Here is a 20,574-nt window from a genome sequence, read left to right as displayed (position 1 = left end):
ATGTCAGGGGTTCAGTTCTCCCTCTCCTGCCCCGCAGTTTTATCCCTCCCGCCGGGACGATATTCAAAAATTCACGAGCCAAATCACCTCCTTTCACAAGCGCAGAGCCCGCAAATTCATTACACTGCCAGCGGTCTTTTCTATCGGGAGTGCTGCTGCAGTATGGAAATATTGATCCTGTTTGGATTGATTTTGCTCAATGGCGTCTTCGCCATGTCGGAAATCGCCATCGTGACGGCACGCAAGGCACGCCTCGCCAAAATGGCGAGCGAAGGGAGCCGCTCCGCCGCCATCGCCCTCAAGCTCGGGGAAGATCCGACCCATTTCCTCTCCGCCGTGCAGATCGGCATCACCAGCATCGGCCTGCTCAACGGTATCTATGGCGAGTCCCTGCTGGCCCAGCCCTTCGCTCTCTGGCTGCAGGAGTGGGGGCTCTCCCCCAAGAGCAGCAGCCTGCTCGCCACCGTCATCGTGGTCGTGCTGGTCACCTATCTCTCCATCGTGGTAGGGGAGCTCGTGCCCAAACGCCTCGGACAGCTCAGCGCCGAGCGCATTGCCTGTCTGGTAGCCCGCCCCATGCTCTGGCTGGCGACCCTGACCCGTCCCTTCGTCTGGTTGCTCTCCGCCTCCACCAACGCCAGCCTGCGGCTGCTGCGGGTCGATCAGCGCAGCAGCAACAACGTCACTCAGGAGGAGATCCACGCCATGCTGGTGGAGGGCTCCGAAGCGGGGGTGATTGAGGACCATGAGCACACTATGTTGCGCAACGTGTTCCGCCTCGACGAACGCAGCCTGGCCTCCCTGATGGTGCCGCGCAGCGACATCCGCTATCTGGACCTGTCACTGCCGCTGGAAGTGAACCTCCAACGTCTGGTGGAGTATCGCCACAGCTTCTTCCCTGTCTGTGACGGCAGCCTGTCGGATCTCGTCGGCATCCTCAACGTCAGCAAGGTGCTGCACGCCTACATCAAGGGAGAGCCCATCGATCTGGCGGCGCTGACCCAGGACGGCAGCCTGCTGCCGGAGACCCTCAACGGCCTGGAGCTGCTCAACCACTTCCGTACCCACTCCGAGCACATGGTGCTGGTGGTGGACGAATATGGCGAGCTGCAGGGGCTGGTCACCCAGCAGGATCTGCTGGAAACCCTGGCCGGCGACTTCCAGCAGGAAGATGGGGAAGACAACTGGGCCTTCCAGCGCGCCGACGGCAGCTGGCTGCTCGACGGCCTCATTCCGCTGCCAGAATTGAAGGACTGTCTGGAGCTGGTTCGTCTGCCGGAAGAAGAAAAACATCACTATCACACCCTTGGAGGGCTTATCATGCTGCTCCTTGGCCGCCTTCCCCAGACCGGAGACCTGGTCACCCTGGAACAGTGGCAACTGGAAATCGTGGATATGGACGGCCTGCGCATCGACAAGGTGCTTGCCATGCCCTTGACCGACCAACCCAGCTAACCTGCGGAGTTTGCATGTATGGAGCAGTTTTACCACCTGGCTCACGCCTTTATGCATCAGGATCTGGCGACACTCTCTGATCCCAAGATGGTCTTCATGGTCTATGTCGTCCTGCTGACCTTCCTGGTGCTCGAGAATGGCTTTATCCCCACCGCCTTCCTGCCAGGGGATACCCTGCTGATCCTGACCGGCGTGCTGATCTATCAGGGGGTGTTGCCGATGGCAGTGGTCCCGCTGCTGATCATGGCGACCTTCGTCGGTACCTGGCTTGGCTACATGCAGGGGCGTTTCCTCGGCCACACCCGGATGTATCACAGGCTGATGTCCCATCTCGATGACAAGCACAAGGAGAAGGTGCACTACCTGCTCAACAAGTACGGCATCATCACCCTGATCACCGCCCGCTACATCGCCTTCGTGCGTACCGCCTACCCCTATATCGTCGGCGCCAACGAGATCCCCCAGGGGCGCTTCCTGGTGGTCAACCTGATCAGCTCCATCATGTGGATCTGCCCCCTGGTCGGGCTGGGTTACTACCTGAGCCACACCAAGCTGGCCGCGCAGTATGAGTCCCAATTTCTCAGCGTCATTATCTACCTGCCGGTCGTGCTGCTGGTGGGCGGCCTCATCGCTCTGGTCTGGCGCTGGTGGAGCAGACGCAAGCCCGGCGTCTCCAGAGAGTGAGACAAACCACAGGGTCGCCCACAGGCGGCCCTTTTTTATGGAAAATAGTGGCGAATTCCCCCTGCTCGCTCTTGTAAAGCAGGGGCAAAAATGAGTGAATCTAGCGCCTTTTTTCGCTGTGGATGGAGTTGGTTGTATGGGGTGTTGGATTCGCGCAATCGCGCTGGTAGGTGGATTGATGGGACTGCTGGGTTCGCAGACAGCCCTGGCGACCCCCGACCCGGCCAAGCTGCAGCTCAAATCGGGCAGTGCCCTGGTGATGGACGTCAACACCGGCAAGACCCTGTATCAGAAAAACCCCACCCGGGTGCGCCCCATCGCCTCTCTCACCAAGCTGATGACGGCGCTGGTGGTGCTGGATGCCCGCCAGAACCTCAATCAGACCCTGACCATCGATCAGAACGACAGGGACAACATCAAGCACACCTATTCACGGGTGCGCATGGGCACCCAGGTCAGCCGCCGCGACGCCCTGCATCTGGCGCTGATGTCCTCCGAGAACCGCATGGCCTCGGCGCTTGCCCGCCACTACCCGGGGGGTCGCCAGGCCTTCATCCGCGCCATGAACAACAAGGCCAGACAGCTCGGCATGCGCAACACCCGCTACTATGACTCCACCGGTCTCTCCACCCGCAACGTCTCCACCGCCCAGGATCTGGCCAAGCTCCTCTCTGCGGCCTATCGACAGCCGCTGATCCGTGAATTCACCCAGGACACCAGCAGGGAGATGCGCTTTCGCAAGCCGGCCTACAGCCTGATGTTCAACAATACCAACCCGCTGGTGAAGAACCCGGACTGGGATGTACGCCTCTCCAAGACAGGCTATACCGACGAAGCGGGCCGCTGCCTGCTGATGCGTGCCAAACCGGATCGTCAGGAGCTCGCCATCGTACTGCTCAACTCGGTGGGCAAACGCACCCCTGTCGGGGATGCCAACCGCATCCGCAAGTGGCTGAAAAGCTGATTCTCTCAACGAAGACATGAAAGGATGCCGCGGCATCCTTTTTTATTGCCCGCCAAACGCCTCAGCAGGCCGCCAGAGGGCGCCAGCCCCGCACAGCATAGTGCGTTATGGTAAGGGCACCCAGGTCCACAGGCACGGCCACGGGATGTGTCAGCAGCCTGCCAGACAAGATACGTCGAGAGTGGTGACCCGGAGGCACGTGCAGCCGGGGGGAACCGTCCCCCGTGGGGGCGTCAGGGAGAAGGACACGAGAGAGACAACCCCATGATGGGGAGGAGGAAATCGCCCATAAAAAAACAGCCCCGACTGACGTCGAGGCTGTCTGTATGGTGCGCCCGAGAGGATTCGAACCTCTGACCACCTGGTTCGTAGCCAGGTACTCTATCCAGCTGAGCTACGGGCGCTCACAACTTGTTGCACTGCTTGAAATATGGTGCGCCCGAGAGGATTCGAACCTCTGACCACCTGGTTCGTAGCCAGGTACTCTATCCAGCTGAGCTACGGGCGCTCATAAATTGTTGCACTGCTTGAAACATGGTGCGCCCGAGAGGATTCGAACCTCTGACCACCTGGTTCGTAGCCAGGTACTCTATCCAGCTGAGCTACGGGCGCTCATAAATCATTGTATTGCTTGAAATGGTGCGCCCGAGAGGATTCGAACCTCTGACCACCTGGTTCGTAGCCAGGTACTCTATCCAGCTGAGCTACGGGCGCCCTGTTTTCAAACGATAAAAAAAGCTTACTCAACAGTAAGCCTTCTTTAGTGCCGACTTGCTGATGGTCAACACATGACTCCAAGAGTCAAATATGGTGCGCCCGAGAGGATTCGAACCTCTGACCACCTGGTTCGTAGCCAGGTACTCTATCCAGCTGAGCTACGGGCGCAAAATGGCGGAGAAGGGGGGATTCGAACCCCCGATGCGGGTATAAGCCGCATACTCCCTTAGCAGGGGAGCGCCTTCAGCCTCTCGGCCACCTCTCCGTTTGCGGGGCTGATAATACTTCACAGGGATTTTTAGTCAAACACTTTTTTGGAGAAAACAGAGCGTTCGCTCAGCATTTGGCCAAAGAGTGGAATATTCAAGCAATATCGACACTTACCCAGTAGTTTCGCGCTCTGCAGGCCGATTTGCAGGCCCCTGAAAAACAAAAGGCGACATCCGGGATGTCGCCTTCAGGCAGCCATGAAATGGCTTAGAAATTCGGTTGGCCCGGGACTTTCTCGGCCTGTATCCGCATGTAGATCTCTTCGCGGTGTACGGAAACCTCTTTCGGTGCATTCACACCGATACGAACCTGGTTCCCTTTTACGCCCAGTACGGTAACGGTTACTTCGTCACCAATCATCAGGGTTTCCCCTACACGACGAGTCAAAATAAGCATTCGCTTGCTCCTGTATCCTGTTTTGTATTTATATCGATATGCGCCATTATCTTACAAAGATACCGATATGGTAAATGGTTGAAACTAAATCAATCAGGGATTGTTTCCCAAGGGCTGCTCATGAGGCTCTTGATCCAACCCGAACGCAGAGTGCAACGAACGCACGGCCAGCTCCAGGTACTTCTCGTCAATCACCACGGATATCTTGATTTCAGAGGTGGAGATCAGCTGCATGTTGATCCCTTCCTCACCCAATACCTTGAACATGGTGCGCGCTACACCAGGATGATTCCACATGCCGACCCCGACGATGGAGACCTTGGCGATCTCTCCGTTGCCCTGCACGCAGGCGGCCCCCAGCTCGCTGGCGGTCTCCTCCAGCAAGGCGCGGGCCCGGCGATAATCATCGCGATTCACCGTGAAGGTGAAGTCGGCGGTACCATCCCCCATGGTGTTCTGCACTATCATGTCGACATCTATGTTGGCGTCGCTGATCGGATTCAGGATCTGCGCGGCCACGGTCGGCCTGTCCGGCACACCCAGAATGGTCAGGCTGGCCTCGTTGCGATTGAACGCAATGCCGGATACCAGGGGTGCTTCCATCCTCTCACCTCCATATGTGATTAAGGTTCCCTCTCCGTCGACAAAACTCGACAGCACCCTTAGCGGCACGCGGTACTTGCCCGCGAACTCGACCGAACGGATCTGCAACACCTTGGCTCCGAGACTCGCCATCTCGAGCATCTCCTCGAAGGTGATGGTATCGAGGCGACGCGCCTTGGGCTCGATGCGCGGATCCGTGGTATACACCCCGTCCACATCGGTAAAGATCTGGCACTCATCGGCCTTGATGGCCGCAGCCACGGCCACCGCGGTGGTATCCGAACCCCCTCGGCCCAGTGTCGTGATGGCATTGTGCTCATCGCGCCCCTGGAAACCGGCGATCACCACCACCTTGCCGGCACCGAGTGCGGCTTCCACCTGCTCGGTGTCGATACGGGTGATGCGCGCCTTGCCATAGGCGGAGTCGGTGTGGATGCGGACCTGATCACCGGTCATCGAGACTGCGGGGCAACCGCGCTTGTTGAGCGCAATCGCCAGCAGCGCAATGGTGACCTGCTCACCGGTGGAGATCAGCACATCCATCTCGCGCCGGTTGGCATCCTGGTCCAGCTGCTGGGCCATGCCCAGCAACCGGTTGGTTTCGCCCGACATGGCGGAGACCACCACCACCACGTCATGTCCCTGGGCACGGGTCAGTTGAACCCGCTCAGCAACTGCCTCGATCCGCTCCAGCGTGCCGACCGAGGTGCCACCGTACTTCTGTACATAGAGTGCCACAGATCACCTCGCCCGCTTACAGGCGCTCTTCCAGCCAGGAGTGAACGGATTGCAGCGCCGCCGGCACCGCCTCAGGCTGGGTACCACCCGCCTGTGCCATGTCGGGACGACCACCGCCCTTGCCACCCACCTGCTGGGCCACCAGATTGACCAGCTCACCAGCTTTGACCTTGCCGGTCAGGTCATTGGTCACGCCCGCGATCAGGTTGACCTTGCCATCACTGCTGGTTGCCAGCAGCACGACACCGGATTTCATCTGGTTCTTCAGCTCGTCCAGCATGCCGCGCAGGGATTTGGGGTCGACCCCTTCCAGGGCGGCAACCAGCACCTTCTGGCCATTGATGTCGATGACCTGGCTCAGCAGGTCGTTACCCGCCTGCGCCGCCAGCTTGGCCTTGAGCTGTTCCAGCTCGCGCTCCATCATCTTGGCCTTGTCCAGTACCTGGCGAACCTTGTCGGCGATGGAGAACTGATCGCCCTTCACCAGCGCGGCGGCCTCTTCGATCTGTTCACCCAGCTGATGCATCAGATCGATGGCGCTCTTGCCGGTGACCGCTTCGATACGGCGCACGCCAGCCGCGATGCCGCTCTCGGCGATGATCTTGAAGAAGCCGATATCACCGGTGCGCTTGGCGTGAGTACCGCCACACAGCTCGGTGGAGTAGTCGCCCATGCGTACCACGCGCACATCGTCTTCATATTTCTCGCCAAACAGCGCCATGGCACCGGCTGACTTGGCCTCTTCCAGCCCCATCAGCTGGGTGGCCACCTCGTGGTTGGCACGGATCTGGGCGTTGACGAGCTCCTCGATCCGGCGAATGGTCGCCATGGTCAGCCCTTCGAAGTGGGAGAAGTCGAAGCGCATGCGCTCGGCGCCCACCAGGGATCCTTTCTGGGTCACATGCTCACCCAGCGCCTGGCGCAAGGCCGCGTGCAGCAGGTGAGTCACGGAGTGGTTAAGGGCGATGGCCTGACGACGGTCGCCATCGACCACGGCCTCGACCTCGGCTCCCTTCTCCAGGGTACCCAGTTCCAGATAGCCCTTGTGGATGATCGCCTTGCCCGCTTTCTGGGTGTCGGTGACGGCGAAGATGCCGTCATCCACCTTGAGGATGCCGCTGTCACCCACCTGACCGCCGGACTCCGCATAGAAGGGGGTCTCCGCCAGCACGATCACTGCCTCTTCACCGGCGATGAGGCCATTGACCTCGACACCATCCTTGTAGATACCGACCACCTGGGTGTTCTGGCTCAGCTGCTTGTAACCGGTAAAGGGGGTCTCGAAATCGAGCTTCAGCACGTCGTTGTAGTTCACGCCGAAACTGGAAGCCTCTTTCGCGCGGGCGCGCTGCTTCTCCATCTCGGCCTTGAAGCCCTCTTCGTCGATGCCGATCTCGCGCTCGCGCACCACATCGGCGGTCAGGTCGGCCGGGAAGCCGTAAGTGTCATAGAGCTTGAACACCACTTCACCCGGGATAACCTTGGCATCACCGAGGTTGGCCAGGACGTCTTCCAGCAGCAGCAGACCTCTGTCCAACGTGCGGACGAACTGCTCCTCCTCGATGCGCAACACTCGCTCGACCAGCGGCAGCTGGGCGATCAGTTCTGCCGCCACATCCTTCATCTGCACGGCCAGCTCGGCAGCCAGCTTGTAGAAGAAGACGTCGGTAGCACCCAGCTTGCGGCCGTGACGCACGGCGCGGCGGATGATGCGGCGCAGCACGTAGCCGCGACCTTCATTGGAGGGCATGACACCGTCAGCCACCAGGAAGGCGCAGGAACGGATGTGGTCCGCGATGACGCGCAGGGACTGGTTGCTCAGATCCGTGGTGCCGACGATCTCGGCCGCCTTCTTGATCAACGCCTGGAAGATGTCGATCTCATAGTTGGAGTGCACTCCCTGCATGATGGCGGAGATACGCTCCAGACCCATGCCGGTATCCACGGACGGACGGGGCAGCGGCTCCATGGTGCCGTCAGCCTGACGGTTGAACTGCATGAAGACCACGTTCCAGATCTCGATGAAGCGGTCGCCATCCTCTTCCGGTGAACCGGGAGGGCCACCCCAGATGTGATCGCCGTGGTCGTAGAAGATCTCGGTGCAGGGACCGCATGGGCCGGTATCGCCCATGGCCCAGAAGTTGTCGGATGCATAAGGAGCCCCCTTGTTGTCACCGATGCGCACGATGCGATCGGCCGGCACGCCGACCTCTTTTTCCCAGATGTCGAAGGCTTCGTCGTCAGTCGCGTAGACGGTCACCAGCAGGCGCTCTTTGGGCAGCTTGAGGGTACCGGTCAGGAATTCCCATGCAAACCGGATGGCGTCCTGTTTGAAGTAGTCACCGAAGCTGAAGTTGCCCAGCATCTCGAAGAAGGTGTGGTGACGGGCGGTATAGCCGACGTTTTCCAGGTCATTGTGCTTGCCGCCAGCCCGCACGCAACGCTGGGCCGTGGTGGCACGGTGATAGGCACGCTTGTCGGCGCCAAGGAACACGTCCTTGAACTGGTTCATCCCTGCGTTGGTGAAGAGCAGGGTCGGATCGTTGTGCGGTACCAGCGAGCTGGAAGAGACAACCTGGTGTCCCTGGGTGCGGAAATACTCGAGAAACGCAGCGCGAATCTCTGACGTGGACATGTACATGGAAAATCCTGCTTGATTCGAATACGGACTTTTAACCGCATTAATGTAAGTTTTCTGCAGGGTAAAGTAAAACGTGGGGACCCTTGGCGGGTGAAATAGCCCCCAAGGGGCCAGCTTTGGCAGCAGCACCCACAAGCACGTCGCAACAGGGGGGCTTCGGGATGCCTCGCTCGACCACAGGGCCGCCATCGACAGACTCGGCGAAGGGCTGATATTCCCCACCAGCCGCACCGCACACCAGTTGCTATAGGTGTTCAACCTTGGCGCGCCACTATTGCTCACCTTGCATGGCTGAGAGGGCGTAACGGGCTTGCTCCTGGGTAAAGCCACGCCCCATCAGATATTTGAGCCACTTCATGCGCTGTTTGAAGTCGGCAAAGTTGGTCGCCTTTGCCCGACGCGACAACAACGCAAGCGCCAGTTCGAACCATTCGAGCTCGGGTTGATCCAGGGCCGCCTCGATCTGGGTGTCATCCAGCCCCTTGCGGCGCAGGTCGAAGCGGATCCTGAGCGGACCATGGCCTTTGGCCGCACCAGCACGCACCGCCATGGCACCGTAACGCTCGTCATTGACCCAGCCATAGCCACGGCAATGGTCGAGTACAACGGCAACCACCTCCTCCTCGAATCCCTTCTGACGCAGGCGTCTGGCCAGCTCCGACTCGGCACTCTCGCGACGGGCCAGGCTGCGCATGGCGTAGGCACGGGCGGCCGCCAGCTGCTCTTCAAAGGTCAATTCGACGGGCTCGCCCGTTCCGTTCACAGATTCATCCGCCATAAACAACAAGGCCGGGTATCAACCCGGCCTTTCCTCATTCCTTATTCGAACTCTTGTTCGTTTTCAGCTTCAAACTCGTCGTATTCGGCAGCCGTGGCCTTCTCTTCCACCGGCGCGGCGCCAGAGAGCAGCAGCTCGCGCAGCTTCACTTCCACCTCGGCAGCCAGTGCCTTGTTTTCGGAGAAGAGCTTCATCACGTTGGCTTTGCCCTGGCCGATCTTCTCGCCGTTGTAGCTGTACCAGGCGCCCGCCTTGTCGATCAGCTTGTGCTTGACGCCGAGATCCACCAGCTCGCCCTCCTTGGAGATACCGGCACCATAGAAGATCTGGAACTCAGCCTGCTTGAAGGGTGGCGCCACCTTGTTCTTGACGACCTTGACGCGGGTTTCGTTGCCGACCACCTCGTCCCCTTCCTTGATGGCGCCGGTACGACGGATGTCCAGGCGCACGGAGGCGTAAAACTTCAGAGCGTTACCACCGGTGGTGGTCTCCGGGCTGCCGAACATGACGCCAATCTTCATCCGGATCTGGTTGATGAAGATGCACAGGCAGTTGGCGTTCTTGATGTTGGCGGTCAATTTACGCAGCGCCTGGGACATCAGTCGGGCCTGCAGGCCGACGTGGGAGTCACCCATTTCGCCTTCGATTTCCGCTTTCGGGGTCAGGGCCGCCACGGAGTCGACGATGATGACGTCGACGGCATTGGAGCGCACCAGCATGTCGCAAATCTCCAGTGCCTGTTCACCGGTATCCGGCTGGGAGATGAGCAGGTCGTCGACGTTGACGCCCAGCTTGGCGGCATAGATAGGATCCAGTGCGTGCTCCGCATCGACGAAGGCACAGGTTTTGCCCTTCTTCTGGGCTTCGGCGATCACCTGCAAGGTCAGCGTAGTTTTACCGGACGATTCCGGACCGTAGATCTCGACGATACGACCGCACGGCAGACCACCGATCCCCAGCGCCACGTCCAGAGAGAGAGAGCCGGTGGAGATGGCTTCGATATCCATGGTCTTGCTGTCGCCCAGACGCATGATGGAGCCTTTGCCAAACTGCTTTTCGATCTGGCCCAGCGCAGCCGCCAGTGCCTTCTGTTTGTTCTGATCCATGCCAATCTCCGCTGGGAATCGTGAGTAAGAAGTGAAGTTGGGCTAAGTATACTGTTTATGCATACAGTATCAAGCCCAATTTATTTGAGCAGTGCCAGGAGTCCGGACAAGGCCTGTCTGACCGCCTGCTGGCGCACCTGATGGCGATCCCCATCGAAACGGGCAAGCAGGGAGTGGTGACGACCGGTACGATCTGCCCAGGCAAACCAGACAGTGCCGACCGGTTTCTCCTCGCTGCCACCACCAGGCCCGGCGATACCGCTGATGGCCACGCAGATACCCGCATCGGAGCGGGCCAGGCAGCCCCGGGTCATCTCCAGCACCACGGGTTCGCTGACGGCGCCGTGGCGCAACAGGCTGTCGATGCTGACGCCGAGCATCTGCTGTTTGGCTTCGTTGGTGTAGGTCACGAAACCGCGATCGAACCAGGCAGAGCTGCCGGCAGTATCCGTGATGGCAGTGGCAACCCCGCCGCCGGTGCAGGATTCCGCCGTGGCGGCCAGCCAGCCTCTGGCCAGCAGTGCCTCGCCCAATTCCCGGGATAAGCGGGAGATCTCTGCTTCAAGTCCCATCATCGCGTCCTCTTCCGGCCTCTTCCAGGCGAAATATGGCGCTCATTATGCAGTTGCCCCGCCCCTCGGGCAACCGACCCCGGGGCCACTGCGTCAGCAAGTTGTCGTCGCTTAAGCTCCAGTACATGGCTGCTCGTTATCATGTTCCAACACCGCCATGCATGCGGTTTCCATCCCATCAGACCAAGGAGAAAGCCGGATGAAGCATCCGTTCAACGTCGCCATGACAGCCCTCGCAATGTGTATCGCCACCCATGCCTTTGCCACCGAGGGTACCGCCGAGCTGCAGAGCGAGACCACCCTGGCCCAGGAGCTGAACCTCTCCAGCGCGCAGGTGGAGCAGATCAAGGGGCTGCGCGAGCAGGCCACCAGGGAGCTGGGCTCAATCAAGCTCGACGCAATCGGCCAGGACGTCATCGTCAACATGATCAAGTCCGGCAAGTGGGATGAGGCGGCCGCCAAGAAACAGCTGCAGACCATCAGCGACGTACAGGCCGAGGCTCGCTACCATCGCGCCCACTACCTCTTCGAGGTGAGCCGGGTGCTGACGCCCGAGCAGAAAGCCAAACTGCACGAGATGCTGAGCGGCGACGAAGCCATGTACTGAGGGCGACACTCTCCCCGTCTCTCCCATCCCCGCATCCGTGCGGGGATGCTATTTCTCCTCCCCCATGCCTCTTCTGGGCAAGGCTCTCCCCAGGCCACTCTGGTCAGCATCAGCCGGATGCACAGATCCGCGACGGGATGCCGGCTTTGCCCCCAAGACGGAGATTCCTCCTCACCATCTTGCCTCGAGCATGTAGAATGGCCCCCAGATTCAGACCCATGACGGCAGACGTTTGCCCGCAAGAGCACCTTCTGGAATAGCACATGACAGCACAATACCAAGCGCCAGGCGCCAACTTGAGCGCCCACACCCCCATGATGCAGCAGTATCTGACCCTCAAGGCCGAGAACCCGGAGATCCTGCTGTTCTATCGCATGGGTGACTTCTACGAGCTCTTCTACGACGACGCCCGCAAGGCCTCCCAGCTGCTCGACATCTCCCTGACCAAGCGCGGCCAGTCGGCCGGCAGTCCCATCCCGATGGCCGGGGTGCCCTATCACGCCATCGAGGGGTATCTCGCCAAGCTGGTACAGCTCGGCGAATCGGCCGCCATCTGCGAGCAGGTGGGGGATCCCGCCACCAGCAAGGGGCCGGTGGAACGCAAGGTCATTCGCATCATCACCCCGGGTACCGTCTCCGACGAGGCGCTGCTCAGCGAGCGGCAGGACAACCTGATCGCCGCCGTCTACCACGATGGCCGCCGCTTCGGTTACGGCACCATGGACATCGGCTCCGGACGCTTCTTCATCAACCAGTTCGAGAAAGAAGAGACCCTGCTGGCGGAGCTGCAACGCACCAATCCGGCGGAGCTGCTCTACCCCGAATCGTTCGCCTTCCTGCACCATGTCGAGGGTCGCCGCGGTCTGCGCCGCCGCCCGGAGTGGGAGTTCGAGCTCGGCACCGCCCGCAAGCTCTTGTGCCAGCAGTTCGGCACCCAGGATCTGGTGGGCTTTGGGGTCGAGCAGAGCGAGACCGCCCTGTGCGCCGCCGGCTGCCTGATGCAGTACGTGAAAGACACCCAGCGCACCGCCCTGCCCCACATTCGCAGCGTGCGCCTGGAGCAGCCCGACCATGCGGTCATCATGGATGCCGCCACCCGCCGCAATCTGGAGCTGACCCAGAATCTGGCCGGCGGTCACGACAATACCCTCTCCGCCGTGCTCGATTGCACCGCCACGCCGATGGGCAGCCGGCTACTCAAGCGCTGGATCCACCAGCCGATCCGCGATCGGGTGATCCTCAAAGGTCGCCAGAGCACCATCAAGGAGCTCATCGAGCAGAACCTTTACGACGAGCTGGGCGGATTGCTGCGCCAGGTCGGCGATGTGGAGCGGGTGCTGGCGCGCCTCGCCCTGCGCAGTGCCCGCCCGCGCGATCTGACCCGGCTGCGGCAGGCTTTTGCTCAGCTGCCCGAGTTGCAGCGTCTGCTGGCGGAGAGCGAGCACGAGGCGGTGCAGCAGCTGCGCGAGCGGGCAAGTACCTTCCCCGAGCTGTTCGACCTGCTGGAGCGTGCCGTGATGGAGGTGCCGCCGGTGCTCATCCGCGATGGCGGCGTCATCCGTGAAGGGTTCAATCAGGAGCTGGACGAGCTGCGGGATCTGGCCAATGGCGCCACCGCCAGCCTGGCCCGCATCGAGGAGCGGGAGAAGGCGCTCACCGGCATCAACACCCTCAAGGTGGGCTACAACAAGGTGCACGGCTTCTACATCGAGGTGAGCCGCGCCAACAGCCACCTGGTGCCGGCCCACTACATCCGCCGCCAGACGCTGAAAAACAACGAGCGCTACATCATCGATGAGCTGAAGAAGTACGAGGACAAGGTGCTCACCGCCCAGGCCCAGGCGCTGGCGCTGGAGAAACGCCTCTACGAGGAGCTGCTCGACGCCCTGCTGCCGCACCTCGGCGATCTGCAGGAGTCTGCTGCCGCACTGGCGGAGCTGGACGTGCTGGCCAACCTGGCGGAGCGGGCAGAGACCCTCGACTATCGCTGCCCCACCCTCATCGACGAAGATCAGATCCTCATCGAGGCGGGCCGCCATCCGGTGGTGGAGCAGGTGATGACAGATCCCTTCATCGCCAACCCGATACGGCTGGAGCGGGAGCGGCGGATGTTGATCATCACCGGCCCCAACATGGGCGGTAAGTCCACTTACATGCGCCAGACCGCGCTCATCGTGCTGCTGGCCCATATCGGCGCATTCGTGCCCGCCGACAGCGCCCGCATCGGCCCCATCGACCGCATCTTCACCCGCATCGGGGCGTCGGATGATCTCGCCTCCGGCCGCTCCACCTTTATGGTGGAGATGACCGAAACCGCCAATATCCTCAATAACGCCACCGCCCGCAGTCTGGTGCTGATGGACGAGATTGGCCGCGGCACCAGCACCTACGACGGCCTCTCCCTGGCCTGGGCCTGCGCCGAGCAGCTGGCAAGCAAGATTGGCGCCTACACCCTGTTCGCCACCCACTACTTCGAGCTGACCCGCCTGCCCGAGCTGATGAGCGGGCTGGCCAACGTCCACCTGGATGCGGTGGAGCACGGCGACACCATCGCCTTCATGCACGCGGTGCAGGAAGGTGCGGCCAGCCGCTCCTACGGCCTGCAGGTAGCGGCGCTGGCCGGGGTGCCCAAATCGGTGATCCAGCAGGCCCGTCACAAACTGCACGAGCTGGAGAGTGCCACTCCGGTGGCCGCCGGCGAAAGCCGTCCGGCTCCGGTCACTCTCGCCCCGCAACCCCATCCTGTGGTGGAGGAGCTGGCAGCAGTTCGCCCGGACGAGCTGACCCCGCGACAGGCCCTTGACCTGCTCTATCGACTCAAGCAGATGCTGTAGCTAACGACCGCCGAACAGGCATGAAAAAGGGGAACCGCGAGGTTCCCCTTTCGTTTGACCGAACCTGTCATCAGCCCGGACCGATGCGATCCATCAGGCTCAGATTGACCGACCCCGGATGGCGCTTGAGCTTCTGCCTGTATTCGAACTGGTGCTGGCTCTCCTGTTTGAGCCCCTGCATCAGGGAATAGCACATGGCCGGCATGATGACCGAGAAGGGCAGCGCGGCGATGATGCTGGCGGCCTGCAGGGCGGCCAACCCGCCGGAGACCAGCAGAATGGCCGCGACCAGCCCCTGCCCCAGCCCCCAGATGGCGCGGTGCAGCACGGGGGGATCCTGGTCGCCGATGGAGAGCAGCGTCGTAATCACGAGCGTGCCCGAGTCACTGGAGGTGATGAAGTAGGTGCAGATAAGCAGGGTCAGCACCCCCTTGGCAATCCAGCCGAAGGTCTCCCAGTGCAGGAGTTCCACTGTCTTGTAAAGCGCCATGGTGACATCCTGATTGACCGCTTCCACCACGCCGCCGCCACCGAACAGCTCCAGGTTCATGGCTGTCCCGCCAAACACGGTGAGCCAGAACATGCCGAGCAGGGAGGGCACCAGCAGCACGCCGAGCACGAATTCACGAATCGTGCGGCCCTTGGAGATGCGGGCGATGAACATGCCGACAAAGGGGGCCCACGCAATCCACCAGCCCCAGTAGAACGCGGTCCAGCTAGACTGCCAGGCCGAGGTGCCGTTGGCTTCGGTATTGGTCCAGAAGCTCAGCTTGACGATGTTCTGCAGGTAATCACCGATGTTCTGCACATAGGCGTTGAGGATGTAGGTGGTTGGCCCCAGCACCAGGAAGAGGCCCAGCACGAACACGCTCAGCCAGATATTGAGTTCGGAGAGGATCTTCACCCCGCGCCCGACGCCGGAGATGGCCGACAGGGTGGCAATCAGGCTGATGCCACCGATGAGCCAGAGCTGGTTCGCTTGTGACACGCCCATGCCGAACATCTGGTTGAGGCCGGTGTTCATCTGGGAGACGCCCAGCCCAAGGGAGGTCGCCACCCCGAACACGGTACCGAACACCGCCAGCACGTCGGCGGCATGGCCCCAGAAGCCGTAGATGCGATCGCCAAGAATGGGATAGAGCACGGAGCGGATGGCCAGCGGCAACTTGCGCCGGTAGCTGAAGAAGGCCAGCGACAGGCCGACGATCACATAGATGGCCCAGGGGTGCAGACCCCAGTGGAAGAAGGTGAGGCGCATGGCGATCTGGGCCGCTTCCGGCGTCATGCCTTCGGTGATGAAGGGGTTGCCCTGCAGGTGATACATGGGCTCGGCGATGCTCCAGAACACCAGGCCTATGCCCATGCCTGCGCTGAACAGCATGGAGAACCAGGCAAAGTAGCCAAACTCCGGTACCTGGTCGTCGTCGCCCAGCCGGATGCTGCCGAAGCGGCTGAACATCAGGTAGACGGCGAAGAACAGGAACAGGGCGACCACCAGGATGTAATACCACTTGAAGCCAGCAATGATGGTGTCCTTGGCCCCGGTAAACCAGGTTCCTGCGGTATCCGGATCAAAGACGCCGAACAGCAGGAAGAGGGTCACGACGGTGAGGGCTGTCATGGCCATGGTGGGATTGAGGCCTTTCAAAAGCCCTTTGGTTGCTCGCATCGGGCCTCCTTAGTCGTTGTTGAAAAAGTCTTCACCCACGTGATCGCCGGCACCGCCGATGGCGCGATAGGCCAGACGACCTGCCACCTGCTCACGGTGATCCACCAGGGTCACCGACGGCTGACCGTTCACTGCGTGGCGTTTGCCAAGGAAGATCGCCATGGGCACCCCCAGATTGGAGACACCGCTGGTGATCCAGAGGCGGCTGAAGTCATAGGAGCCACCGATGAACTCCAGCTGTGCCAGTCCATTGTCCAGACCCGCCAGATAGAAGTTCATGGCACTCTCGTCGGGGAAGAGGTGAACCAGCACATAGGCATAGCGCAACTCATTGACCAACTCCTTTAGGCTGAAAGAACCTGTATTGCTGCAAGAGAGCGGCAGCTCACCATCGTAGTGGTGTACCTTGAGGTTGTTGGGGTCCTCGTCATAGGCAGGTTGATAACGCACAAATGCTGCGGTGTCCGGCAGTTCATAGCGAACTCTGACCACACGCAGGTCGGCAACCAGGGACTTGATATCCAGGTCGTCATGCATGATTTCACTCCTCAAATATCGGGTTGGAATGGGGCAATTATCCGATAACCTAACACAAAATTCATTAGAGCTAAAACCATTACATCAAAAACCATATTGACCTTGTTATGGATTAGGCGGAGAATTTCGCGCCTCTCCACAGCCCTGCGATGACCCAGACCCCATGGAAAAACATGATGAAGTGCTGATCGCCCTGCGCCAGATCATCCGTGCCATCGACATGCACTCCAAGCGCTTGATCAAGGAGGCCGGCCTGACCTCGCCTCAGCTCCTGCTGCTCAAGGGGATCGACGAGCTTGGCCAGATCTCCATGCGCCAGTTGGCGGATCACACCAACATGAGCCAGGCCACCGCCACCACCATCATGGACCGGCTGGAGAGCCGCCAGCTGGTGCAGCGCATTCGCAGCGAAACCGACAAACGCAAGGTGCATGCGACGCTCACTGACGCGGGACGCGCCCTGCTTGCCCAGGCTCCGACCCCCTTGCAGGAGAGTTTCATTCAACGCTTTCAGGCGCTGGAGAACTGGGAGCAGGGGTTGTTGCTCTCTTCCCTGCAACGCATCTCCGCCATGATGAATGCCGACGGTATCGATGCCGCCCCCGTGCTGAGTGTCAGCCCCCTGACCGAAGAGCGGGCCTGAACTGCAGCCATAAAAAAAGCTCCCGACCGGGAGCTTTTTTTATGGCTGGAACGCGATGGCATTACGCCTCCAGGCTGATGCCGATGTTGGATACGCCGTCCTGGGCCGCAAAGGCGCGAATGGCAAGGATACGATCGCTGTCCCGTTCATGGGCCACCCGCTTGAGCAGTTCGACCTGGAACTCCAGCTCCGCCTCCATGTACTCGTGCTCATAGAGCTCCTCATCGCTGAGATCCCGCTCTTCCAGCATCTCGATGAAGCCGGCGACCGTGCCGACAGACGCATGGCTGGCGTCGTTGGCCTCTTCCCCCACCCGGCAGATCACCGAGTTGTAGGCACAACCCAGCGCCACGCAGGCGTCCAGTGCCGGATAGGCGCCGTAGGATTCAAACTTGCGGGGATCGGGAATGTAGACTTCAAACGCTTCCAGAATGGCACCAAGATTGACGCGGGATCCCTTGACCGTCAGGTAGTTCCACATCTGATCCAGCGCGTGACGGAATGCCCTCGCATCCCCGAAACCGGAAGCCTGGGTAAAGAGCACATAGTTGGGGTACATGCGCTCTGCCAGCGCCAGGGTATAGACGGTTTGCTGCCAGGGCTGCAGCTCGGCCAGTCGCTTATAAAACTTGTCACCAAACACTGGAGTCGGATCCTTTGCAAAATGTGGGGCAGATTGTAGCCCACGAGGGCCCCGTCTAAAAATGAAAAAGCGCCCTGCTCGACTATCTTGCCCGATCAACTGGGGTAAGATGGAGACAGCATCCCTCTCGCCTTGCCATAAACACGATAAGGAACAAGAGTATGAGCCAACGTACCCTGCTGCTGTTGAGTCAGGACAACAGCCACTATGAACGCCTGCTCAAGGCGGCCCATCTTCCCCATCTGCACATTCTTCGGGCCGACAATCAGGCCGAGGCCGAACAGCTTATCGGTGACGCTCATATCCTGATGGCCGAGCCTGCCCGGGCCAAGCCGCTGCTGGCCAAGGCCGGCAAGCTAAGCTGGCTCCAGTCGACTTATGCCGGGGTCGATGTGCTGCTGGACGCCAGTTGCCGCCGCGACTACCTGCTCACCAATGTCCGCGGCATCTTCGGCCCCTTGATGAGCGAGTATGTGTTCGGCCATCTGCTCAGCCTGACCCGCCAGTTGCCACTCTATCGCGAGCAGCAGCAACAGGGCGTCTGGCAGAGCCATCCCTACCAGGGCTTGAAGGGAAAGACGCTGCTGCTGCTCGGCACCGGTAGCATAGGGCAGCATATCGCCCACACCGGCAAACATTTTGGCATGAGGGTGCTCGGCATCAGCCACAGTGGCCGTGAACGTGCCGGGTTCGATCAGGTGTACCAGTTGCCGGCACTCAACAAGATGCTGGCCCAGGCCGATGTCATCGTCAGCGTACTGCCCGCCACCCGAGAGACACGCCATCTCTTCACCGCCGAACGCTTCAGCCACTGCAAACCGGGCGCCATCTTCTTCAACGTCGGCAGGGGCAATGCCGTCCATGAGGGGGACCTGCTGGCGGCACTGCAAGCCGGCAAACCCGCCATGGCGGTGCTAGATGTGTTCGAGCAGGAACCCCTGCCCGCTGACAGCCCACTCTGGCACCAGCCCAATCTCATCGTGACGCCCCACAACAGCGCCTACAGCTTCCCGGAAGATGTAGCCCAGATCTTCATCCGCAACTACATCCGCTTCATTGATGGTCAGCAGCTGGACGGCCGGATCGACTTTGACAAGGGTTATTGAAGCCGTTCTGCAATGAAAAGGCCCCGCCAGTTGGCGGGGCCTTTTTCGTCAGGAGGGCGCCGTTCAGCCCGCCTCCATCTCTTTGCGGTAGCTCTTCACCTTGGCGAGGAACTGACGCTTGTCCTTGCCGGAGAGCGGCTCCGCCATCGGCAGCTTGATCTTCATGGGATCCACCGGCCGGTTGTTGATGCGTACTTCGTAGTGCAGGTGAGCACCGGTGGAACGGCCCGTGTTGCCGGAGAGGGCTATCTTGTCGCCCATTTTCACCTTCTGCCCGGGTTTCACCAGCAGCTTGCTCAGGTGCAGGTAACGGGTCATCAGGGTACGACCGTGCTTGATCACGACATAGGTGCCTGCCAGCGGGTGGCTGGTTGCCTTGAGGACCACACCGTCACCGGTCGCCATGATGGGCGTGCCTACCGGCAGGGCAAAGTCGGTCCCCTCATGGGGCCGGACCTGCCCGGTAATGGGATGACGGCGATTCGGGTTGAAACTGGAGCTGACCCGGTAACGGCTGTGAGTCGGATAACGGCGGAAGCCGCGCTCCAGGCTGTTTGCCTGACCGTCATAATAGTTGCCATCTTCCGACAACCAGGCTGACACGGCCTTGCCCTGGCTGAACACCTCGACCCCCAGCAACTGGGTATTGCCCGTACTCTTGCCCTCGACCGTCTCCTGGCGGACCAGCACCTTGAACTTGTCACCTTTTTTCAAATCCTTGGCGAAGTTGAGGCGCCACTGGAACAGGTTGGCAATCTTCTGGATGTGGTTGGCCGGGATCCCGGCATTGCGGGCGCTGACGTAGAAGCTGCCGTTGATGACACCGTCATAGCTCTTCTGCTGCCACTCCACCTCTTCATTGAGCATGTTGGCGCTATAGGTGTCGTCGGTACGCTCCAGCACCAGGGTCTGCTTGATGTTCAGGCGGATCTTCAACTGCTGCAGAATGTTGTCCTGATCGATCAGCAACTCGATGGTCTGACCGGGTTTGAGACGCGCCAGGTTGTTCTTGGCATCCGCATCCAGCACCTTGTAGAGGGTGGTGGTGGACAGCCCCAAGTTGTTGAAGATGGTGGTCAGGTTCTCGCCGTTGCGAACCCGGTAATCTTGCCATTGAGGCGTGGCATCGGCCGGGATGTCGTCTTCGGGAGCGGCTGACTCGACCAGCTCGTGATCCGGAATGTCGTTGAAGTCGGTGTTGTCTTCGTTGGTTGCGGTGCCCGTGGTGGCGATCGGCAACTCCAGACGCAGTGGCCGCTCCAGGATGTCACCGGGAGCTGGCAATACGGCTACCGCTGACAGCGTCATGGCCGTGAGCAATAGCATGGCATAGAAATGCTTGCGGGGAACCGGGGGTTCCCAATTGGCAGCCTGGGCTACCAAGGGACGGAGACGTTTCATCCGCTATCCTGTTATTAGATCTAAGGGTGGTGGTTGTGGGTCTGTTTTTATGAGTTTTTATTATGAAAACCGAATATCTGGCTTTTAGACCTAAATACTTACAAAAAGTTCATAGCTCCATGCACGAAACTCACATTTTATGCATAACCTTCCAGCATGGGCAGAAATGATCGTCATTTTCAGCCATTTTTTTCTATTTTTAAGAACCAA

At 60.3% G+C, this 20,574-nt stretch carries 17 protein-coding genes and 6 tRNA genes; 7 read left to right on the top strand and 16 right to left on the bottom strand.

All coding sequences use genetic code 11. From position 1 onward, the window contains the following. The first annotated feature begins 162 nt into the window (after positions 1 to 162). The 3 genes from H7R73_RS02340 (at position 163) to pbpG (ending at position 3,103) form a co-directional block, all read left to right on the top strand. Complete coding sequence (locus H7R73_RS02340; RefSeq protein ID WP_029313724.1) at positions 163 to 1,455, top strand: hemolysin family protein; 1,293 nt, start codon at positions 163 to 165, stop codon at positions 1,453 to 1,455. 18 nt (positions 1,456 to 1,473) lie between these two features. Then, entirely contained in the window at positions 1,474 to 2,139 is a 666-nt protein-coding gene (locus H7R73_RS02335; protein WP_039040923.1) for a DedA family protein, read from the top strand. 178 nt (positions 2,140 to 2,317) lie between these two features. Continuing rightward, positions 2,318 to 3,103, top strand: coding sequence for a D-alanyl-D-alanine endopeptidase (pbpG, locus tag H7R73_RS02330; RefSeq protein ID WP_372587724.1), 786 nt, complete (start codon positions 2,318 to 2,320; stop codon positions 3,101 to 3,103). 327 nt (positions 3,104 to 3,430) lie between these two features. On the opposite strand, the gene H7R73_RS02325 is transcribed toward pbpG, so the two are convergent. The 12 genes from H7R73_RS02325 to pncC all read right to left on the bottom strand — a co-directional run bounded on the left by H7R73_RS02325 (position 3,431) and on the right by pncC (position 10,924). Next, positions 3,431 to 3,507: transfer RNA gene (locus H7R73_RS02325), tRNA-Arg, on the bottom strand. Between the two features lie 27 nt (positions 3,508 to 3,534). Then, positions 3,535 to 3,611, bottom strand: a tRNA-Arg gene (locus H7R73_RS02320). A 27-nt stretch (positions 3,612 to 3,638) separates the two neighbouring features. Next, positions 3,639 to 3,715, bottom strand: a tRNA-Arg gene (locus tag H7R73_RS02315). A gap of 25 nt (positions 3,716 to 3,740) precedes the next feature. Next, positions 3,741 to 3,817: transfer RNA gene (locus tag H7R73_RS02310), tRNA-Arg, on the bottom strand. 94 nt (positions 3,818 to 3,911) lie between these two features. After that, positions 3,912 to 3,988, bottom strand: a tRNA-Arg gene (locus H7R73_RS02305). 4 nt (positions 3,989 to 3,992) lie between these two features. Next, positions 3,993 to 4,085: transfer RNA gene (locus H7R73_RS02300), tRNA-Ser, on the bottom strand. A 212-nt stretch (positions 4,086 to 4,297) separates the two neighbouring features. Next, the gene (gene csrA / locus H7R73_RS02295) at positions 4,298 to 4,486 is read right to left on the bottom strand and encodes a carbon storage regulator CsrA (protein WP_005315760.1); all 189 of its coding nucleotides are present in this window, start codon (positions 4,484 to 4,486) and stop codon (positions 4,298 to 4,300) included. Between the two features lie 93 nt (positions 4,487 to 4,579). After that, positions 4,580 to 5,827, bottom strand: coding sequence for an aspartate kinase (locus H7R73_RS02290; RefSeq protein ID WP_010672822.1), 1,248 nt, complete (start codon positions 5,825 to 5,827; stop codon positions 4,580 to 4,582). Positions 5,828 to 5,843: 16 nt separating this feature from the next. Then, a complete protein-coding gene (gene alaS / locus H7R73_RS02285) occupies positions 5,844 to 8,468 on the bottom strand; it encodes an alanine--tRNA ligase (RefSeq protein WP_010672821.1) in 2,625 nt (874 codons plus the stop codon). A gap of 271 nt (positions 8,469 to 8,739) precedes the next feature. Next, positions 8,740 to 9,246 (bottom strand): regulatory protein RecX, encoded by a 507-nt coding sequence (locus tag H7R73_RS02280; protein ID WP_103260870.1) that lies wholly within the window; start codon positions 9,244 to 9,246, stop codon positions 8,740 to 8,742. Positions 9,247 to 9,287: 41 nt separating this feature from the next. Continuing rightward, positions 9,288 to 10,352, bottom strand: coding sequence for a recombinase RecA (gene recA, locus H7R73_RS02275; protein WP_010672819.1), 1,065 nt, complete (start codon positions 10,350 to 10,352; stop codon positions 9,288 to 9,290). Positions 10,353 to 10,432: 80 nt separating this feature from the next. Then, positions 10,433 to 10,924 carry a nicotinamide-nucleotide amidase gene (gene pncC, locus H7R73_RS02270; RefSeq protein WP_029313644.1) on the bottom strand — a complete coding sequence of 164 codons (492 nt, stop codon included), beginning with the start codon at positions 10,922 to 10,924 and terminating at the stop codon, positions 10,433 to 10,435. Between the two features lie 199 nt (positions 10,925 to 11,123). On the opposite strand from pncC, the gene H7R73_RS02265 reads away from it, so the two are divergent. Continuing rightward, positions 11,124 to 11,531 (top strand): Spy/CpxP family protein refolding chaperone, encoded by a 408-nt coding sequence (locus H7R73_RS02265; RefSeq protein ID WP_103260871.1) that lies wholly within the window; start codon positions 11,124 to 11,126, stop codon positions 11,529 to 11,531. 263 nt (positions 11,532 to 11,794) lie between these two features. Continuing rightward, the gene (gene mutS / locus H7R73_RS02260; protein WP_103260872.1) at positions 11,795 to 14,365 is read left to right on the top strand and encodes a DNA mismatch repair protein MutS; all 2,571 of its coding nucleotides are present in this window, start codon (positions 11,795 to 11,797) and stop codon (positions 14,363 to 14,365) included. A gap of 70 nt (positions 14,366 to 14,435) precedes the next feature. Here the strand turns inward: mutS and H7R73_RS02255 are convergent, their stop codons facing one another. Together H7R73_RS02255 and H7R73_RS02250 are read right to left on the bottom strand one after the other, a co-directional pair. After that, positions 14,436 to 16,034 (bottom strand): BCCT family transporter, encoded by a 1,599-nt coding sequence (locus H7R73_RS02255; RefSeq protein WP_182951463.1) that lies wholly within the window; start codon positions 16,032 to 16,034, stop codon positions 14,436 to 14,438. A gap of 9 nt (positions 16,035 to 16,043) precedes the next feature. Next, positions 16,044 to 16,571, bottom strand: coding sequence for a hypothetical protein (locus tag H7R73_RS02250; protein WP_182951462.1), 528 nt, complete (start codon positions 16,569 to 16,571; stop codon positions 16,044 to 16,046). A 163-nt stretch (positions 16,572 to 16,734) separates the two neighbouring features. Here H7R73_RS02250 and H7R73_RS02245 point away from each other — a divergent pair, with 163 nt between their 5' ends. Next, positions 16,735 to 17,214 (top strand): MarR family winged helix-turn-helix transcriptional regulator, encoded by a 480-nt coding sequence (locus H7R73_RS02245; RefSeq protein WP_010672813.1) that lies wholly within the window; start codon positions 16,735 to 16,737, stop codon positions 17,212 to 17,214. 61 nt (positions 17,215 to 17,275) lie between these two features. Here H7R73_RS02245 and H7R73_RS02240 read toward each other — a convergent pair whose 3' ends face one another. Beyond that, positions 17,276 to 17,857, bottom strand: coding sequence for a YjaG family protein (locus H7R73_RS02240; RefSeq protein ID WP_042864483.1), 582 nt, complete (start codon positions 17,855 to 17,857; stop codon positions 17,276 to 17,278). A 161-nt stretch (positions 17,858 to 18,018) separates the two neighbouring features. On the opposite strand from H7R73_RS02240, the gene H7R73_RS02235 reads away from it, so the two are divergent. Next, positions 18,019 to 18,963: a D-2-hydroxyacid dehydrogenase gene (locus tag H7R73_RS02235; RefSeq protein WP_039039728.1), complete on the top strand. Its 945-nt coding sequence runs from the start codon at positions 18,019 to 18,021 to the stop codon at positions 18,961 to 18,963. A gap of 63 nt (positions 18,964 to 19,026) precedes the next feature. Here the strand turns inward: H7R73_RS02235 and mepM are convergent, their stop codons facing one another. Then, positions 19,027 to 20,364, bottom strand: a complete 1,338-nt coding sequence (mepM, locus tag H7R73_RS02230; protein WP_010672809.1) for a murein DD-endopeptidase MepM — start codon at positions 20,362 to 20,364, stop codon at positions 19,027 to 19,029. Positions 20,365 to 20,574 lie beyond the last annotated feature (210 nt).

Source organism: Aeromonas sp. WP2-W18-CRE-05, from assembly GCF_014168615.1.
Taxonomy (GTDB): Bacteria; Pseudomonadota; Gammaproteobacteria; order Enterobacterales; family Aeromonadaceae; genus Aeromonas; species Aeromonas caviae.
The sequence above is the reverse complement of the archived record's forward strand: the minus strand, read 5'-3'. Positions and strand labels throughout refer to the sequence as shown.

What these genes read in the sequence shown, in the direction of transcription:
- H7R73_RS02340 (WP_029313724.1), top strand. Translation starts at nt 163, where the DNA reads ATGGAAATATTGATCCTGTTTGGATTGATTTTGCTCAATGGCGTCTTC.
- H7R73_RS02335 (WP_039040923.1), top strand. Translation starts at nt 1,474, where the DNA reads ATGGAGCAGTTTTACCACCTGGCTCACGCCTTTATGCATCAGGATCTG.
- pbpG (WP_372587724.1), top strand. Translation starts at nt 2,318, where the DNA reads ATGGGACTGCTGGGTTCGCAGACAGCCCTGGCGACCCCCGACCCGGCC.
- csrA (WP_005315760.1), bottom strand. Translation starts at nt 4,486, where the DNA reads ATGCTTATTTTGACTCGTCGTGTAGGGGAAACCCTGATGATTGGTGAC.
- alaS (WP_010672821.1), bottom strand. Translation starts at nt 8,468, where the DNA reads ATGTACATGTCCACGTCAGAGATTCGCGCTGCGTTTCTCGAGTATTTC.
- H7R73_RS02280 (WP_103260870.1), bottom strand. Translation starts at nt 9,246, where the DNA reads ATGGCGGATGAATCTGTGAACGGAACGGGCGAGCCCGTCGAATTGACC.
- recA (WP_010672819.1), bottom strand. Translation starts at nt 10,352, where the DNA reads ATGGATCAGAACAAACAGAAGGCACTGGCGGCTGCGCTGGGCCAGATC.
- pncC (WP_029313644.1), bottom strand. Translation starts at nt 10,924, where the DNA reads ATGGGACTTGAAGCAGAGATCTCCCGCTTATCCCGGGAATTGGGCGAG.
- H7R73_RS02265 (WP_103260871.1), top strand. Translation starts at nt 11,124, where the DNA reads ATGAAGCATCCGTTCAACGTCGCCATGACAGCCCTCGCAATGTGTATC.
- mutS (WP_103260872.1), top strand. Translation starts at nt 11,795, where the DNA reads ATGACAGCACAATACCAAGCGCCAGGCGCCAACTTGAGCGCCCACACC.
- H7R73_RS02255 (WP_182951463.1), bottom strand. Translation starts at nt 16,034, where the DNA reads ATGCGAGCAACCAAAGGGCTTTTGAAAGGCCTCAATCCCACCATGGCC.
- H7R73_RS02250 (WP_182951462.1), bottom strand. Translation starts at nt 16,571, where the DNA reads ATGCATGACGACCTGGATATCAAGTCCCTGGTTGCCGACCTGCGTGTG.
- H7R73_RS02245 (WP_010672813.1), top strand. Translation starts at nt 16,735, where the DNA reads ATGGAAAAACATGATGAAGTGCTGATCGCCCTGCGCCAGATCATCCGT.
- H7R73_RS02235 (WP_039039728.1), top strand. Translation starts at nt 18,019, where the DNA reads ATGAGCCAACGTACCCTGCTGCTGTTGAGTCAGGACAACAGCCACTAT.
- mepM (WP_010672809.1), bottom strand. Translation starts at nt 20,364, where the DNA reads ATGAAACGTCTCCGTCCCTTGGTAGCCCAGGCTGCCAATTGGGAACCC.